We start from the raw sequence: 17,481 nt of genomic DNA, 5'->3' as shown, positions 1-17,481 counted from the left end.
GCACAGGAGAGTTCTGCCATGTCCACCGCCACGGCCAGCGTTGACCCCCGGCTCATGGCCAACGCGATCCGCTTCCTGTCCATCGACGCCATCGAGCGCGCGACGGAAGGGCACCAGGGCGTTCCCCTCGGCATGGCCGAGATCGCCACGGCCCTGTTCACGCGGCATCTGAAGTTCGACGCCGGGAACCCCCAGTGGCCGGACCGGGACCGCTTCGTCCTGTCCAACGGCCACGGATCGATGCTGCTGTACGCGCTCCTCCACCTGACGGGGTACGAGCGCATCTCCCTGGACCAGATCCGGAGCTTCCGCGAATTCGGCTCCCACTGCGCGGGCCATCCCGAACACGACCCGTCCGCCGGGATCGAGGTGACCACCGGCCCGCTCGGCCAGGGCATCGCCAACGCCTTCGGCATGGCGCTGGCCGAGGCCCACCTGAACGCCCGGTTCGGCCCCGGCCTTATCGACCATCACACCTACGCGTTCGTCGGCGACGGCTGCCTCCAGGAAGGCATCGGGCAGGAGGTGATCTCGCTGGCCGGGCACCTGCGGCTGGGCAAGCTGGTCTTCTTCTGGGACGACAACCGCATCACCGACGACGGCAGCACCGAGCTGTCGATCAGCGAGGACGTGGCCGAGCGCTTCCGCGTCGCCAGCTGGCACGTGCAGGCGGTGGACGGCCACGACATCGAGGCGGTGTCGGCGGCCATCGCGCTCGCCAAGCAGGACCCGCGCCCCTCGATGATCGCCTGCCGCACTATCATTGCCCGCGGCATCCCCCGACTGGAAGGCAAGCGCGGCGGCCACAGCGCCCGCCTGTTCAAGGACGACCTCGACGCCACCCGCGCGAACCTCGGCTGGCCGCACGGCCCCTTCACGATCCCCGACGACATCCTGGGCGCCTGGCGCGCGGCCGGTGCCCGCAGCCGGCCGGAGCATGAGGCGTGGCGGCGCCGGCTCGCCGAACTGCCCGCCGCGGCCCGCGCCGAGTTCGAGCGCATCCAGGACGGCCGGCTGCCGGATGACTGGCGCGAGACGCTGCTCGCCTACAAGAGGCGCGTCGTGGAGGAGGCGCCGACGCAGCCGCCCATCCAGAGTTCCGGCGACGTCGTCAGCCTGTTGTCGGAGATCCTGCCGGAGACGGTCGTCGGCTGCGCCGACCTGGAGGCGCCGACCAACCACAAGCGCAACCTCGGTGCCTTCACCGCCGGGGACCGCAGCGGCGCCTACGTCCATTGCGGCGTGCGCGAGCATCTGATGGGCGCCATGGCCAACGGCATGGCCGCGCACGGCGGCGTGATCCCGCTGGCGGTGACCTATCTGGCCTTTTCCGACTACGAGCGCCCGGCCATGCGCATGGCGGCGCTGATGGGCCTGCCGGTCAAGTTCGTGTTCAGCCACGATTCCATCGGCGTCGGCAAGAACGGCCCGACCCACCAGCCCGTGGAGATCCTCGCCTCCTTCCGCGCGATGCCGAACATGCTGGTTCTGCGCCCGGCCGACGCGGTCGAGGTCGCCGAGTGCTGGGAGATCGCGTTGGAGCAGCGGACCGCCCCGTGCACGATGGTGTTCGCCAAGCAGCCCCTGCCGCCCGTCCGGTGCGGCCATTCCGCCGAGAACCGGTCGCGCCGCGGCGCCTACGTCCTGGCCGAGGCGGAGGGTGGCACGCGCCGCGTCACGCTTCTGGCCACCGGTTCGGAGGTCGCCGTGGCGCTGGAGGCGCGCGCGCTCCTGCACGGCGAGGGCATCCCCACCGCCGTGGTCTCCATGCCGTGTTGGGAACTGTTCGACGCGCAGGACGACGCCTACTGCGCCGAGGTCCTCGGCCCCGGCACCGTGCGCGTCGGCGTGGAGGCGGCCGTCCGGCTCGGCTGGGACAAATATCTGGGCGAGAAGGGCGGTTTCGTCGGCATGTCCGGCTTCGGCGCCTCCGGCCCGGTGGACCGGCTGTACGAGCATTTCGGCATCACGCCCGCGGGCGTCGTGTCCGAAGCGAAGCGCCGTCTCTGACCGATCATTTCTCCTCAATCGGGATTCCGGACATGCACAAGATCGTCTTTCTCGACCGGGCCACCGTCGCCCCGCAAATCCGCCTGCGCCGACCGAACTTCGCCCACGAGCTGGTCGAGCACCAGCAGACCCGGCCGGAGGAGGTGGTGGAACGCCTCGCCGGGGCCGGCATCGCCATCACCAACAAGGTTCCCCTGACTTCGGCGGTGCTGGAGCGGCTGCCGGACCTGAAGCTGATCGCCGTGGCGGCGACCGGCACGGACTGCGTGGACAAGGGCTATTGCCAGCGCAACGGCATCGCCGTGTCCAACATCCGGGGCTATGCGGTGAACACCGTGCCGGAGCACACCTTCGCCCTGATCCTGGCGCTCCGCCGCAGCATCGTGGCCTACCGGCAGGACGTCATGGCCGGGGAATGGCAGAAGGCCGGGCAGTTCTGCTTCTTCAATCACCCGATCCACGACCTCCACGGCGCCCGCCTCGGGATCATCGGGGAGGGGGTGCTGGGCCAGCGCGTCGCCGAACTGGCCCACGCCTTTGGCATGGTGCCGCTGTTCGCCGCCCACAAGGGCAAGGGCGGCCTCGGCCCGCTCTACACGCCCTGGGACGAGGTGCTGGAGACCAGCGACATCATCACGCTGCACAGCCCGCTGACGCCGGAGACCAGGGGGATGATCGCCCTGCCGGAGTTCCGCCGAATGAAGCGCAAGCCCCTGATCGTCAACACCGCGCGTGGCGGTCTGGTGGACGAGGAGGATTTGGTCACGGCTCTGGACGAGGGGCTGATCAGCGGGGCCGGCTTCGACGTGACGGTTTCCGAACCGCCGCCGATGGACAACCCGCTGATGCGCGTCGCCGGCCGGCCGAACGTCATACTGACCCCGCACGTCGCCTGGGCGTCGGACGAGGCGCAGCAGGCCCTGGCCGACCAGCTGGTCGACAACATCGAGAACTTCGTCAACGGCACGCCGAGCAACCTCGTGCTGGGCGCCTATTGAGGGCTTGGAGGCTCGTCACCCGGCGGGGGTCCGAAGGGCGCGGCACGTGCCGCCTGGTCGGACCCCGCAGACCGCGCCTTTACACTCGGGCCGGATGAGTGATCTCTCGCCCGTGGAACAGGAAGTTCGCAAGTTTGGCTGGCATCGACTTCATGTGGTTGGCCCGGAGCCGCTGAGCCTCGTAATAAATCTCGCTAAGATCCAAAGTCGTTCGGGTGCTTTTGGCGGGCGTCGTGACGTTCATGTTGGGCATCTTTCCTTGAAATAAGGAGCGCCCCTCCCGACATTGTTTGGTCATTCCGGTTCTTGAGCGAGAATATGGACCTGGCCGCGTTCAGGCTTCAAGCGTGACGGACGCAGCCCTGACGCACGGCCTCTGCATCCGTTCGGGCAACAAACAGGGGGCGGCCAAGACCAAGGCAGGCTTGAAACCTTTTCCCCATTCGGACCATCCTGCGGAGAGAGTCGCGCCCGAAATGGCATCGGGAACGCCGCTCCCTTGGTCGGGATCAAGAGGAAGAGACGTGCATCCAACGATTATCGAAATTTCTGAACAGAACACAGCGGTGGCGGTACCAGCCCTGCAGGTGCTGTGGCCGAAATACGACGCAGCGGAGATGAGCAGGATCATCGACACGACGTTGCGGCCGAACGGCTATCGTCTTGTCGGTATCGTTCCGAAAGAGGGTGAGCCAGCGGCGTGCGTCATGGGATACCGCCTGCAGCACTCCCTGTGGCTGGGGAAATCCTTCTACATCGTCGACATTGCTACGCTGCCGGACTGCCGAGGGCAGGGGTACGCCTCTCACATTCTGGAATGGGCAGAGAACGAAGCCGAAAGGCTGGAATGCAAGGCGCTTCATCTCGATTCCGGGGTTGGTCCCGACCGGAGCGACGCGCACCGCCTGTACATGACGAAGCGGTACCAGATCGGGTGCCACCACTTCGTGCACAAGCTGGGATAAGTCCCAGCGTCCCCAGCAAAAGCGAAAGGACACGTCATGGCAACAACCAAGAACACGATCTGCCTTTGGTACGACAAGGACAGTGCGCCCGTCAGCGGACTTCGACGGTTGCGGAATCGCTGTGGCCGTCCGCGTCCACCACGGTGATGCGCACGAAGCCCCGTCCCTCCGGCAGCCAGACCGCGTCGCGGCGCAGCGGCGAGGCGGCGATCCGCCGGCCGTCCACCAGCCACGACAACGGGCGCCGGCCGCCCGACGCCGAAAGGGTCAGCGGGCTCGGCTGGCCGTCAGCAGCGGTGGCGTCCAGCACCATGTCCGAGGTCGGAAAGGTCAGGCGCAGCCGGTCCGGCTCGGGCATCGCCGCCGGATCGCCGGCCGTGAGGCGGCGCAGCAGGGCCGGTGGTGCGGAGCTTGACCCGGTCGCGGATTGCGGGGCCGCGAACGCCCGGCCGTGCTCCTTCGGCAGCCGGTCGAACACCCGGTAGAGCAGGGGCGCCGCCGTGTTCCGGCCGTAATGGTCGGGGCTCGGTGTGCCATCGGGCCGGCCGGCCCAGACGCCCACCGTGTAGCGCTCCGTCACGCCGAACGCCCAGGCGTCGCGGAAGCCGTAGCTGGTCCCGGTCTTCAGCGCGATCGGCCCGTCCCACCGGGCGTCCGCGTCCTGCACGACGCCCGCGGGCGGCAGCGTTCCTTCGAGGATGCCCAGCACCTGCTGCGCCGCCGCCGGCGACAGCAGGCGCGTCTCGGCGCCGTCCGCCTCCTCCGCGGCGACGCGCAAGGGGGCGACCATGCCGCCGTGCGCCAGCCCGACATACAGGCCGGCCATGTTCCACAGGTTGACCGAGGCTCCGCCCAGCGCCACGGGAAGGCCCGGCTGAACCGTGCCGGCCGGCAGGACCAGTCGTGCTCCGGCGCGCTTCAGCGCGTCGGCGAAGCGGACCGGCCCGACGCGGTCCAGCACCAGCACCGCCGGCACGTTGAGCGAGCGCTGCAACGCCTCGCGCACCGTCAGCTCGCCGCTGAAGTCGCGGTCGAAGTTGCGCGGCGCGTAGTCGCCGAAGCGGGTGGACACGTCCGCCACCCGCGTCAGCGGGTGGATCACCCCGTCCTCGAAACCCAGGCCGTAGATGAACGGCTTGAGCGCCGAGCCGGGCGAGCGCACCGCCCTGACCATGTCGATGGAGCCCAGCCGGTGCTCGTCCAGCGGGTCCGGGCTGCCGACATAGGCGAGAACCGCGCGGGTCCGGTTTTCCACGACCATGAGGGCGAGCCCGGCGCGTTCGTGCAGGCCGGGCAGCGCGCGCCGCGCCAGATCCTCCAGCGCGCGTTGCAGCGCGCCGTCGATGGTCGTGCGCAGCACCGGCTGGCTGGGATGCCGGGCCTTCAGCCCCTCGGCGAGGTGCGGGGCGTGCGCAGGCATGGGTATCCGCTCGGCCGGGATCGGCTCGGCCATCGCCTCGTCGGCGGTGCGGCGGTCGAGGATGCCCGCGGCGACCGCGCGCTCCAGCACCTTGTCGCGCGCCGCCCGCGCCCGCTCCGGCGCGCGGTCCGGCCGCAGGCGGGTGGGGGACTGCGGCAAGGCCACCAGCAGCGCCGCTTCGGCTGCCGTCAGAGCGCGCGGCGCCTTGCCGAACAGGCCCATGGACGCCGCCCGCACCCCTTCGACGTTGCCGCCGTAGGGGGCGAGCGTCAGGTACATGGCTAGGATGTCGCGCTTGCCGTAGCGCCATTCGAGCTGAAGCGCGCGCAACGCCTCGGCGGCCTTGGCCGACAACGTGCGCGGGCGCGGCTCCAGCAGGCGGGCCACCTGCATGGTCAGCGTGGACGCCCCCGAGACGACGTGTCCGGCGGTCAGGTTCTGCACCGCCGCCCGCGCCACCGCCAGCGCGTCCACGCCGGGATGGGTGAGGAAACGCCGGTCCTCGTAGGCCAGCAGCAGATCGATGAGCCGCGGTGCGGCGTCCTCCGCCGCGGCGGGCAGGCGCCACGCCCCGGCGGTGTTGGTGAAGACCCGCAACGGCGCGCCCGCGCGGTCGGTGACCGTCACCGACACATCGTGCAGGCGCTCCAGCGGCGGCGGGAACAGCGCGTCGAGGGCGAGCGCCGCGCCCAGCAGCACGCCGGCCGCCGCCGCACCTCCGGCCATCCTGCGCCGCCAAGCCATGACGATGGGCTCAGGGCGCGGGGAGGACGGTGATCCGGCCGGCCGCCTGACGGGCGAAGAAGCGCGGCTTGTACATGTCTTCCAGCACCGCGCCGGGCAGCTCGTAGACGCCCGGCGTCACCGCGCGCACCACGAAGGCCAGCTTGAAGCTCTTGCTTTCCTCCGTTAGGTCCACCGCGGCGATGTAGCGGTCGTCGCGCGCCGCCGCCGTCAGTGGGTGGGTGAGTTCGCCCAGCCACGGCAGATCGCCGGTGCCCGAACCGCCCAGGCGCGGGTTCTCGATCTCCCAGCCGGCGGGCAGCGGGTGGGTGATCGCCGTCTGATGGTACAGGCCGGTGTTCGCCTCGCCCTCCAGCACCACGACGAAGACGTCGTTCTGGTGGATCGCTTCGAGGTCCAGCGGCTGGCCGTCGCGCTTGAAGAAGTTGCGCTTGATGCGCAGCCCCTCACGCGCTGCCGGGCGCGCCTCCGTGGGCACGCCGGAAACCGCCACCGCCTGCCACACCGCCGCCTTGCCGGCGTTGGCGACCGACAGGCCGCCGGCAAGCTGCGCCGCGGACGGCGTCAAATCCACCCGCTCGCCGCGCGCCTTGGCACCGCCGGACAGCGCCAGCTCCACCGGCTGGGTGCCGCGTGTCAGCGCGTTGGCGGCCAGCACGATCCACGCCTTCTCCTGCGTGTTGGTGCGGTTGGCCGCCGTCGCCGAAGCGGGCAGCCGGTCCACCAGGGCCGCCAGCCGGCCGTTTGTCATGTTGACCTCGCCCGCCAGCACCAGCAGAGCGGCGGCGTCGCGCACGGTGGAGCCGTAATCGACGTGCCAGTCCTTGCGGTTCAGCTGAGCCAGCGCGGCGTCGAAGGCGCTTGCCGCCCGCTCCGCATCGCCGAGGCGGGCCAGCGTTGCGCCGAGCTGCCCCTTGGCGAGCGGGGTGGGCAACGTGTCCAGCGCGGTGTCGTGCAGGTAGCGCGCCGGGCCGGGCAGGGGGACGCCGGCCAGGGCGAACGCGTGCAGCGCGTAGGCCTTGGCCGCCAGCCCCTCCGGCCCGTCGGCATCGCCGACCGCGTATTGCCTCAGGAACGACAGCGCGTCGCGCAGTGGCTTGTCGGGCACAGGGTGGCCCGTGTCGCGGGCGCGCACCAGGAACTCCACCGTGTAGGCGGTCAGCCAGGGGGACGCCTCGTCATACGCACCCCACAGCCCGAAGGCGCCGTCGAAGCGCTGGCGGTCGAGCGTCCGGCCGATGGCCTCGTCAATGCGGGCGTCGATGCGATCATCCGGTTTGCGGTCCACGCCCAAAGCCAGTTCCACGTCGCGGACGACCAGCAGCGGCAGGGCGCGGCTGATGGTCTGCTCCAGGCAGCCGTAGGGGTAACGGTCCAGGGCCCGCAGGATGCCGGCCACGTCGAAGGGCGGTCCCGCGGTGTAGCTCACCGACATCCCGGCGGTTCCCGGCAGGTAGGCCGAAAGCGACGCGGTGTCGAAGCGCGACGTGCCGCCGGGGGCGACCTGTTCGGTCAGGAACTGCGTCTCGACCGGGCGCGCCGGGCGCACGGTGATCCGGCTGCTATGGTCGAGCGCCGCGCCATCCGGCCCGCGCACGGCGACCGACACGCGGCCGATGCCGGCGGCGGTTCCCTTGAGCGGCAGCACCATGCTTTTGCGCTCGCCACGGGCCAGCGGGACGGTGAAGGCGCCGTTCTCGACGGCGACGCCGTCCTCGCCGCCGACCTCGACCGTATAGGCTCCTTCCGCCGCCTCGACGTTGTGCAGCGACAGGGTGAGCCGGCTGTCGTCGCCGGGGGCCAGGAAGCGCGGGGTCGCCAGTTCCGCCACCAGCGGATCGCGCACGGTCACCGCGCCGGTCGCCGAGCCGACGCGGGTGCGGCTGTACGCCACCGCCATCAGGCGGATTTCGCCATTGAAGTCCGGGATGTCGAAGGCAACGCGCGCGGTGCCGTCCGGCCCGACCTTGACCGGTCCCTGGAACAGCGAGACGACGGTGAACGGCACCACCGGCAGCCCTCCGCCGCCGGAATCGCCGCCCTGGCGCAACGTGCCGTACGGGCCGTCCAGCGCGTCGATCAGCCGGCCGTAGTCGTCGCGGATGTCGAGGCCGAGGCCGCGCTTGCCGAAGAAGTGCTTGCCGGGCTGCGGGGCGGCGTAGTCGGTGAGGCGCAGGATGCCCTCGTCCACCGCGGCCAGCGTCACATAGGTGTCCTCCATCGCCGCACCTTCCGCCGCCGTCACTTTGACGCCCACGTCGAGCTTGCCGCGCGGCGGCATCACCGTGGGGGCCTGCAACGCCACGTCCAGCGTGCGCACCGCCGGGTCGATGCCGATCCAGGCGACGCCCAGCGCCCGCACGGGCTGGCGCTCCTTGCCCTTGACCGGTGGCCGGTAGACGGTCGCGGTGACGTAGGCCCCCGGCCCCCAGGCGGCGTCCACCGGCACCTCGACCGTGGCGCCCTCGGCCGGGATGGACAGGGTCCGGCTGTCGAACAGGCGGTCGGTGGCGACGGTCAGCAGCACCTCGCCGGCAAAGGGCGGCACGATGCGCACGCGGGCCGTCTCGCCCGGCCGGTAGGCGGGCTTGTCCACCGCCACGTCGAGCTTGTCCGGCGCGTCACCGGACTCCTCGGCAATCCGCCAGCCGGAATAGAAGCGCACCGAACTCGCCACGCCGGCCGCCTTGTCCGTCACCTCCAGCCGGTAGCGGCCGAAGTCCCGGCCGCCCAGCGTCAGCGCCGCCGCCTTGTCGCCGCCGACCGCCAGCGTGCCGGACTTGACGGGGATGTCGCGGGTGGAGCTGCGGTAGTTGTAGCGCCCGTTTTGAAGGTACCACTGATAGGTCGTGCGCTCCTCGACCAGTTCCCAGCTCAGGCCGGGCTTGGCGAGCGGCGTGCCGTCCGGGCCGAGCGCCAGCACGTCGAACGCCGCCTCCTGCCCCTCGCCGATGCGGCCGCCCTCGAAATGCGGGCGCAGGCCGATGGCGTAGGCCCTGGTGCGCACCGGCACGATGACCGACTTGCGCGTCGGCCGCCCGCCCGGCTCGGACACGGCGACGCGGATCTCGGCGCGCAGCGCCCGCGTCGTGTCCGGCAGCTTCGGCAGCGTGACCGCGATCCGCGCCTGTCCCGCGGCGTCGGTGGTGGGCATCTCCAGCTGTTCGAGCTTCGCTTCGACGTTGTCCTGCACGAGGCCGAAGCGGAAGCCCTTGTGCTGCGGGTAGGGCGCCGGGTCGGGCTGGAGCGACACCTCCGCCGTGCCGGACAGGCCGGCACCCGGCGGGCCGTAGAGGAAGCGCGCCTGCGCCAGCAGTTCGAAGGGCTTGCCCGCCTCCAGGTAGGGGGCCGGTGCGGTGAGGTCGAGCGCCAGCCGCTCCGGCACGAAATCCTCGACCTGGAACGTGGCGCTGCCGACCGGTTCGCCCTTGGGATCGGTGTAGACCTGCACCGTCCAGCCGCCCAGCGGCGCGGTGCGGCTGAGCGTCAGCGGCAGGAAGAAACCGCCGGCCGGGTTGGCCTGGACGGTGCCGGAGAAGTACTCGGTCCCGCTCGGCCGCAGCACTTTGACGGTGAGCGGGAAGTTCTCGACGGCCTCGGTCCTGTCGTCGCGCAGCAGGGCGCCGAGATGGACCGTCTCGCCCTGGCGGTAGACGCCGCGCTCCGTGTAGACGAAGGCGTCCATCGGACCCGGCGTCTTGCGCCCGCCCACCCCGCGGTCGCTGAGGTCGAAGGCTGCCCTGGACAGGTCGAGTGTGGCGAAATCGGCACCGGCGTAGGCCATCACCGCCACCGGAGCGTTGCCGCCGTTGCCCCGCGACAGCCCTGCCGGGAAGCGCGCCCGGCCGAGGGCGTCTGTCGTGACGCGCGCCAGTTCGCCGTTGTTGCGCGCCACCAGCGCCACCTCGACGCCGGGCAGCGGCTTGGCGGTGGCGAAGGAGCGGGCGAACACGGTGATCCCATCGGCGCCGCGGAACGTGGTCAGCCCGATGTCGGAAACGAGCACCCACTGCGTGCCCAGGCCCGCCCCCTCGTCCTCCGGCTTCACGTCCACGGTTCGCACCGTCACGGCGTAGACACCCGGCTTGGGCTCATCCACCATGTCGCGGAACGACAGCGCGGTGACCACCTCCTGGTTCCGTTCGCCGTGGACCTCCAGACGGCCCTGCCACACCAGTTCGCCGTTCCGGTCCGCCAGATCATCGGCCGAGTAGGAGGACAGGGCGCCGAAGGGGTTGCTGTTCTGCACGCTGGGGACGAGGTTGCGGTCGTTCAGGCGGTAGACCTTCACCGCCACGGCGTCCAGATTGACGGTGACCACCGGGATGCCGTCGCTGCCGCCGCGCGGCAGGATGAACGCCGAGCCGCGGAACGCCGCCAGAGGCTTCCGGTCGGGGACGCGGATGCGCTGCGTCTCGTCGGCGTTGAGGACGATGTCGTCGTCCCCCGGCAGCCCCTTGCGCAGCGTGACGGTGTAGCCCTTGCCGTTGGTGAGGCCGGAGAGGCACAGGGTGTCGTTCCGCGCGTCCACGGCGGTCTGCACCGGCGGCTCGACGCGCAGGAAATCGCCGAAGCGGACCCCCTTGCGCGCGCTCAGCGGGCCGGAGAAGCGGAAGCACGCGCGCGGCGACCCGTCGTCGGCGTTGACCTTCACCGAGCGCAGCGTCAGCCCGACGCGCTGGCGCAACGCCGTGAAACGCGCGTCGAGGCCGGCCGGCGCCAGTTTCGCCCCGACTCGCTTCAGTTCCTGCAAAGCCTGTAGGGCGTCGGCCGGGCGGTCGAAGCGGTCCTCCAGCAGCGCGGCCATGCGCCACAGCGCGGCGACTCGATCCTCGGCCTGATCCTTTGCCCGGTAGGCGAGGTACGCCGCCTGCAAGGCGCGCTCCTTGCCGGGTTTGGCTTGCGCGGTCCAAGCCTCGCTCAGCGCCAGCCACGTCGGCGGGCCGTCCTCGCCGAGCGCGATGAGTGCCTCGAACCGGTTCACCGCCGCGGCGAAATCGCCGCGTTCGACGGCGGCGCGCGCCTGCTTCAGCGCCTCGGCACGCTGGGCCGGTGTCGCCTGCGGTGGGGCTTTCGCCCGAATGGCCTCGGCATAGCTGGCCGCGTCGGCGGAAAGGCCCTGGGGTTCGAAGTCGGCGCGGGCCGGCGCCAGGGGCAGGAGGGCGACAATCAGGAACCAGACGATCGCGAGCACCGGCGCCATGGCGTCACCTCGGCTAAGGAGGAGGGGGAAGCTCTCATGTTTATAGCAGACGCATCCTGCGTCCGGCGAACCTCCCGCCGGGAGGGCGGGAAAATTCGTCGGACCGGGCGGCTCTCGCCGATCCCGTGACCGATCTGGTTCAGCCGGCGATTCCACTCGAAACCCGAGCCCGATTCAAGTTAGACAAGAGTCCGGCATTTTATGCATCCCGCCACGCGCTGCACGCCGGTGCATTTGGCGCCAGACTTGGACCGGTGGACCAGATGAAGCGGTTCCTCATCGCTTTGGTGTTGTTGCTGTTCGTGGGCGACGTGGCCGCGCGGCTTGTGGCGAATCACAACACCCGCGAGCCGACCTTCCAGGGCAGCGTGCACATCGCCCTCGTCGGCCGGCAGACCGGCACGAACACGCGCACCACCACGGAAGTGGTGGCGGCGGCGACCGATCTCATCGAGCAGGTCAATGCCGATGGCGGGCTCGGCGGGCTCAAGGTGGAACTGACCGCCTTCGACGACGGCAACGACGTGGAGCGCGCCCGTGCGGTGGCGCAGCAGATCGCCGCCGATCCGCGCTTCGTCGCGGTCATCGGACACAGCTCGTCCAACACGTCCCAGGCGGCCGGCCCGATCTACGCCAAGGCGGGAATTCCCGCCATCACGCCGCGGTCCACCGCCCCGGATGTGACGGAGGGCAACCCCTGGTACTTCCGCACCATCTTTTCCGACGACCGCGAGGGCGAGTTCCTCGCCGACTACGCCCGCGACGTCCTTGGGGCCTCCGGCCTCGCCGTGGTGCGGACCCCGAACAGGTACGCCGACCGCATGGCCGGCGTCATTCACCGGGAAGCCAAGCGTCTCGAGCTGCCGATCCTGGAGGAATGGGGTGGCGATCCCACGGCCGCGGACGGCGCCGAGCACATGGCGGCGCTGACGCGCTCGCTGGCCGGGCTGCCGCCGGACACCGTCGTGCTGCTGCTTGCCTATCAGAAATCCGCGGTGCCCCTGGTCAAGGCCATCCGCGACGCCGGCATCAAGCTGCGCATCCTCGGCCCCGACCCCCTCGGCACCATCGAACTGGCCAACGCCTTCACGAAGATGCCGCGGGAGCAGACCTCGCCCGGCTTCTACACCAATGGGCTGTTCGTCTCGGCCCCGTTTCTCGCCGACACCGCCAACGTCGAGGCGCGCCAGCTCATCCAGCGGCTCTCGCTCAAGGGCGGGGCGCTGCAATCCTGGAGCGCACCGTACGCCTACGACGCCGCCAAGGTGCTGGTGGAAGCCATGCGCCGCGCCGGCTTCGGGCCGGAGGTGCCGGCCGAGGGGCGCCGGGCGCTCCGCGACCAGCTCGCCCAGATGCGCAGCCCCGGCCTGGGCGTTCCCGGCGCCACCGGCGTGACGTGGTTCGACGACCAGGGCAACGCCATGAAGCCGGTCATCATCGGGCAGTTCTCAAACCTGCTGATGTCCTCGCTGATGCAGTTGCACCAGACCGTCGGCAGCGACGAACTGAGCCGCGTCCCCGTGGTCTACAGCGGCCTCGCCCCGCGCCACATCGAGCGGGTCGCCAACAACCCAACCCAGGTGGACGTGGACTTCGACCTGTGGTTCCGCTTCCAGGGCAACGTTCCGGTGGGGGACATCAGCTTCATCGGCGCGGTCAAGCCCATCGTCCTGGGCGAACCGGTCAAATCCTCGTCGGTGGGCGGCATCGAATACCGCCTGTTCCGCGTGGCCGGGCGCTTCCAGGTGTCCAGCGAAGGCCTGCAGGCGGCGCAGGGCCGCATCGGCGTGCCCATCGGTTTCCATCATCGCTCGCTGTCGCAGGAGCAGCTCATCTACGTGCCGGATTCCACGGCGCTGCCGGCGCTGTCCGGCCCGGCGCTGGTGCGGCTGCTGTCGCGGTCGGCCGTGCTGCCGTCCGGCTTTTCCATCACTGACGCCTCGCTGTTCGCCGACACCCTGGAGCGGTCGAGCCTGGGCGACCCGACGCTGACCAGCGGCGCCGTTCCGGTGGTCAGCGCCCCCGGCGTGGCGCTCAACATCGAACTCGGGCGCACCGACCCCGGCCTGCGCCGGCAATGGCTGACCATGGAAGCCGAGGCGAGCGCGCTGGTCCTGGCCCTGGCCTTCGCCGTGCTGCTGTGGGCGAGCGACACGCCGTGGCTGGCCCGCTGGCCGCGCGGCGTGCTGTTCCTGCTGACCGCGGTCACCGGCGGGCTGCTGCTGACGACCGAGAGCGCCGTCATGCGGCTGGTCATCGATCTGGGCTTGGAGCGCACCATCACCGAGGTGGTTCGCTTCTTCGATTTCCTGTGGTGGTTCGCGTCAGGCTGCCTGTTGCTAGTGGCGATGGAGAAGCTGGTGTGGACCCCGCTGGAGAGGGCCACGGGGCGCCCGGTGCCGCGGGTCATCAAGACCTCGCTGACCGGGCTGGTGGTGGTGCTGACGCTGTTCGGCATCGTCAGCAACGTCTTCGAACGCGACGTCACCGGGCTGATGGCCACGTCCGGCCTCGTGGCGATGATCATCGGTCTGGCGGTGCAGAGCAATCTGGCCAACGTCTTTTCCGGCATCGCGCTGAACATCGAACGGCCCATGCGGCCCGGCGACTGGATCAAGATCGGCGACGGCCCGGTGGCCCAGGTGGTGGACATCTCCTGGCGGGCCACCAAGGTGCGCACCTTCGCCAACACCATGCTGAACATCCCCAATTCCGTGGTGACCGGGGCGCGGCTGGAGAATTTCTCCTTCCCGGAACGCCACTTCCTCATCGATCACACGCTGTATGTCCCGGCGGAACTCGATCCCGCCTGGGTCACCGAGCTGCTGCTGGACGGGTTGCGTCTGGCTCGCAGCGTCGACGGGCGCCGCCATCTGGGCGTGACCAACGCCGTCTACACCGGCATGGACGCGGTGGGTGCGCGCTTCCTCGTCAAGTTCGACTGTCTCGACCGCAACAAGGCGGGTTCCCAGACGCACGCGGTGCTGCTGAGCATCCATCGCGTCCTTCAGCGCGCCGGCATTCAGATCACCACGGCGGCCGGCGTGGACGCCGTCCAGGTCGTTCAGCAGCCCGATCCCCCGGCAAAGACGCCTTCGGCCGAGGCGCTGATGGCCGAAGCGGAGCCCTTTGCGACGCTGCCGTCCGCCGACCGCCATCGCTTGGCGGCGCAGGCGCGGCAGCGGACCGTGAAGGCCGGGGCCACGCTGTTTTCCGAAGGCGAGCCGGCCGACGCCCTGTTCCTCGTTGCCGCCGGTGTGCTGAGCGCACGCCGGCAGGGCTCCGGGACGGAGCAGGAGGTCGAGCGCTTCGGGCCGGGAACGCTGGTGGGCATCGAAGCCCTTCTGGAGGGCGAGCGGCGCCTGACCACCGTCACCGCCGTCGGCCGCGTCGTGCTGTTCTCCCTGGCGCGGGGCGACGTGGCACACATTCTGGAAACCCACCCGGAACTGATGGAGCGCGTCAGCGAGCTGATGGCCCGCAACCAGATGGCCGCGCTCAGCGCCGATGGGCAGTCCCTGGCCGAGGGCGCTGCCGCCATGAAGATCCGCGGCAGCATCCTGTCGCGCCTGAGCGGACTCTTCCTCGGAGCCAAAGCCGCGCGCTGAGCCGCGGGCGTCAGAACGCCCGCTTCCCCTGCACGTACGTCGCCTTCACGGCGCGGTCGTCGCCCAACGTCATGAGGACGAACAGCTCCTCCTCCAGGTCGCCGCGCACGGTTTCCATGCGGTGCGCCATGGCCGGCGTCGCGCGGGCGTCGAGCACCGCCACGTCCGCCCAGCAGCCCGGTTCCAGCGAGCCGATGGCGCCGTGCAGGCCCAGTGCCTCGGCGTTGCCGCGGGTCATGGCGTGGAAGGCGGTGAGTGCCGGCAGGTTCTGGCCCTGCAACTGCAACACCTTGTAAGCCTCGGCGGCGGTGCGCAGCATGGAATAGCTGGTGCCGCCGCCGACGTCCGTCGCCAGCGCCACACGCACCGGCGGCACGTTCCCCTTGAGCCGGGCCATGTCGAACAGGCCGCTGCCGATGAACAGGTTGGAGGTCGGGCAGAACACCGCCACCGACCCGGTCCCGGCCAGCCGCCGGACCTCGTCCTCCTCCAGATGGATGCAATGCCCGAACAGCGAGCGCGGGCCGAGCAGCCCGTGCCGGTCATAGACATCGGTGTAGTGCCTGGCCTGTGGGAACTGCGCGCGGACCGTGGCGATCTCGGCGTGGTTCTCCGACAGGTGGGTCTGCACGTAGCACTCGGGATGCTCGCGGGCCAGGGTTCCGGCGGCTTCCAGCTGCGCCTCGGTGGAGGTGACGGCGAAGCGCGGGGTGATGGCGTAGAGTTGCCGGCCGCGGCCGTGCCAGCGACCGATCAATGCCTTGCTGTCGTCGTAGCCGGACTGCGGCGTGTCGCGCAGCGCTTCGGGGGCGCAGCGGTCCATCATCACCTTGCCGGCGATCATGGCGGTGCCGCGCCGCTCCGACTCGGCGAAGAAGGCGTCCACCGACTGCGGGTGGACGGAGCCGTAGACCGCGGCGGTCGTCGTGCCGTTGCGCAGCAGCTCGTCCAGAAAGAAGCGGGCGTTGGCGGCGGCGTGCGCCGGGTCGGCGTATTTCTGCTCCTCGACGAAGGTGTACTTTTCCAGCCAGTCCAGCAGTTGCGCGCCGTACGACGCGATCACCTGGGTCTGCGGGAAGTGGATATGCGGGTCAATGAAGCCCGGCATCACGAGGGCGTCGGGGTGATGCTCCACCGGCGTGCCCGGAGGCAGGGACGCTGCCATCTCATCGGCTGGGCCGCTGGCGGCGATGCGCCCATCCTCGATGCGCAGCATGCCGTCGGCGAGGTAACAGTAACTGGCCGCGTCGCCCGGTCCGGCGGGCTCGGCCAGGAAGCTCAGCAGGCGCCCGCGGATGGCGCGCACCTCTGTTGTTGGGGTCATTGGCCCGTCCAAGCGGCAAGGGCGCGGCGCTCGGCCGGCGTGATCCGCGTGACGTTGCCCGGCGGCATCGCGTCCGACAGCCCGGCCTGCACGCGGATCAATCCGGCGTGGCGGCGGATGGCGGCGGCGCTGTCGAGGCGCACGCCGCGCGGTGCTTCGTGGATGCCCTCCCACACGGGCGAGGCGGCGTGGCACATGCTGCAACGGGACGACACGATCTCCTCCACCTCGTTGAAGCCGACGCGGGTCGGGGCCGCGGCCAGATCGGCGTCCTTCGGCCCGGCGGTGCTCAGCCAGACCACCAGCGCCATGCCGGCCGCCGCCGCCGCCCAGGTCCACCACGGGGTGGGCTTGCCGGCGTGCCTGGAATTGAAGAAATGGCGGATGACGGCGCCGACGACCAGCACCACCCCGACGATCACCCAGTTGTACCGGGTGCCGAACGTGAGGGGGTAGTGGTTGCTGAGCATCAGGAAGACGACCGGCAGCGTCAGGTAGTTGTTGTGCAGCGAGCGCTGCTTGGCCTTCTTGCCGAGCATCGGGTCCGGCGTCTCGCCGCGCAGCATGGCATCGACGGTCTTGCGCTGGTTGGGGATGATGACGAGGAACACGTTGGCCGACATCATCGTGCCGATCAGCGCCCCCATGTGCAGCATGGCGCCGCGCCCGCTGAACACGTGCGTCAGCCCCCACGCCACCACCACCAGGAACACGAACCCCGCCAGCGCGAGGCGCGTGTCGTCGTTGCCGAGCGGTGACTTGCACAGAGCGTCATAGACCAGCCAGCCCAGCGCCAGCGACGCGAGGCTCGCCGCGACGGTGCCCCACCACGGCAGATCCAGCACCGCCGGGTCGATCAGCAACAGGTCGGCGCCACGGTAGTACAGCACGCACAGCAGGAAGAAGCCGCTGAGCCACGTGGTGTAGGACTCCCACTTGAACCACGTCAGTTCTTTGGGGAGTTGCGGCGGCGCCACCAGATACTTGACCATGTTGTAGAAGCCGCCGCCGTGGATCTGCCACGCCTCGCCCTGGGTGCCGGGCGGCAGGTGCGGGCGCTTCTGCAAGGAGAGGTCGAGGTGGATGAAGTAGAAGGACGAGCCGACCCACGCGACCGCCGTGATCACGTGCAGCCAGCGCGCCATCAGGTTGACCCATTCCCAGATGATCGGTTCCATGACGTTCCTTGGCTTGGCCGGGGGGCAGGTG

At 70.4% G+C, this 17,481-nt stretch carries 8 protein-coding genes; 4 read left to right on the top strand and 4 right to left on the bottom strand.

From position 1 onward, the window contains the following. The first annotated feature begins 18 nt into the window (after positions 1–18). From tkt to ACSVDD_RS19690, 3 genes are all read left to right on the top strand, one after another. Positions 19–2,010, top strand: a complete 1,992-nt coding sequence (gene tkt, locus ACSVDD_RS19700) for a transketolase (protein WP_448191093.1) — start codon at positions 19–21, stop codon at positions 2,008–2,010. A 32-nt stretch (positions 2,011–2,042) separates the two neighbouring features. Continuing rightward, positions 2,043–3,008: a D-2-hydroxyacid dehydrogenase gene (locus ACSVDD_RS19695; RefSeq protein WP_448191092.1), complete on the top strand. Its 966-nt coding sequence runs from the start codon at positions 2,043–2,045 to the stop codon at positions 3,006–3,008. Between the two features lie 347 nt (positions 3,009–3,355). Beyond that, entirely contained in the window at positions 3,356–3,973 is a 618-nt protein-coding gene (locus tag ACSVDD_RS19690; RefSeq protein ID WP_448191091.1) for a GNAT family N-acetyltransferase, read from the top strand. Between the two features lie 91 nt (positions 3,974–4,064). Here the strand turns inward: ACSVDD_RS19690 and pbpC are convergent, their stop codons facing one another. Together pbpC and ACSVDD_RS19680 are read right to left on the bottom strand one after the other, a co-directional pair. Then, on the bottom strand, positions 4,065–6,137 hold the full coding sequence (gene pbpC / locus ACSVDD_RS19685; protein WP_448191090.1) for a penicillin-binding protein 1C: 2,073 nt from the start codon (positions 6,135–6,137) through the stop codon (positions 4,065–4,067). A gap of 10 nt (positions 6,138–6,147) precedes the next feature. After that, positions 6,148–11,340: an MG2 domain-containing protein gene (locus tag ACSVDD_RS19680; protein ID WP_448191089.1), complete on the bottom strand. Its 5,193-nt coding sequence runs from the start codon at positions 11,338–11,340 to the stop codon at positions 6,148–6,150. Positions 11,341–11,603: 263 nt separating this feature from the next. Here ACSVDD_RS19680 and ACSVDD_RS19675 point away from each other — a divergent pair, with 263 nt between their 5' ends. After that, positions 11,604–14,948 (top strand): ABC transporter substrate-binding protein, encoded by a 3,345-nt coding sequence (locus tag ACSVDD_RS19675; RefSeq protein ID WP_448191088.1) that lies wholly within the window; start codon positions 11,604–11,606, stop codon positions 14,946–14,948. Between the two features lie 10 nt (positions 14,949–14,958). Here ACSVDD_RS19675 and guaD read toward each other — a convergent pair whose 3' ends face one another. After that, positions 14,959–16,272, bottom strand: coding sequence for a guanine deaminase (guaD, locus tag ACSVDD_RS19670; protein ID WP_448191087.1), 1,314 nt, complete (start codon positions 16,270–16,272; stop codon positions 14,959–14,961). Beyond that, positions 16,269–17,450: a urate hydroxylase PuuD gene (locus ACSVDD_RS19665; protein ID WP_448191086.1), complete on the bottom strand. Its 1,182-nt coding sequence runs from the start codon at positions 17,448–17,450 to the stop codon at positions 16,269–16,271. The genes guaD and ACSVDD_RS19665 overlap by 4 nt, the downstream gene beginning before the upstream one ends. Positions 17,451–17,481 lie beyond the last annotated feature (31 nt).

This window comes from Azospirillum terrae (assembly GCF_053470425.1).
This window is presented reverse-complemented; position numbering and strand designations above follow the sequence as displayed.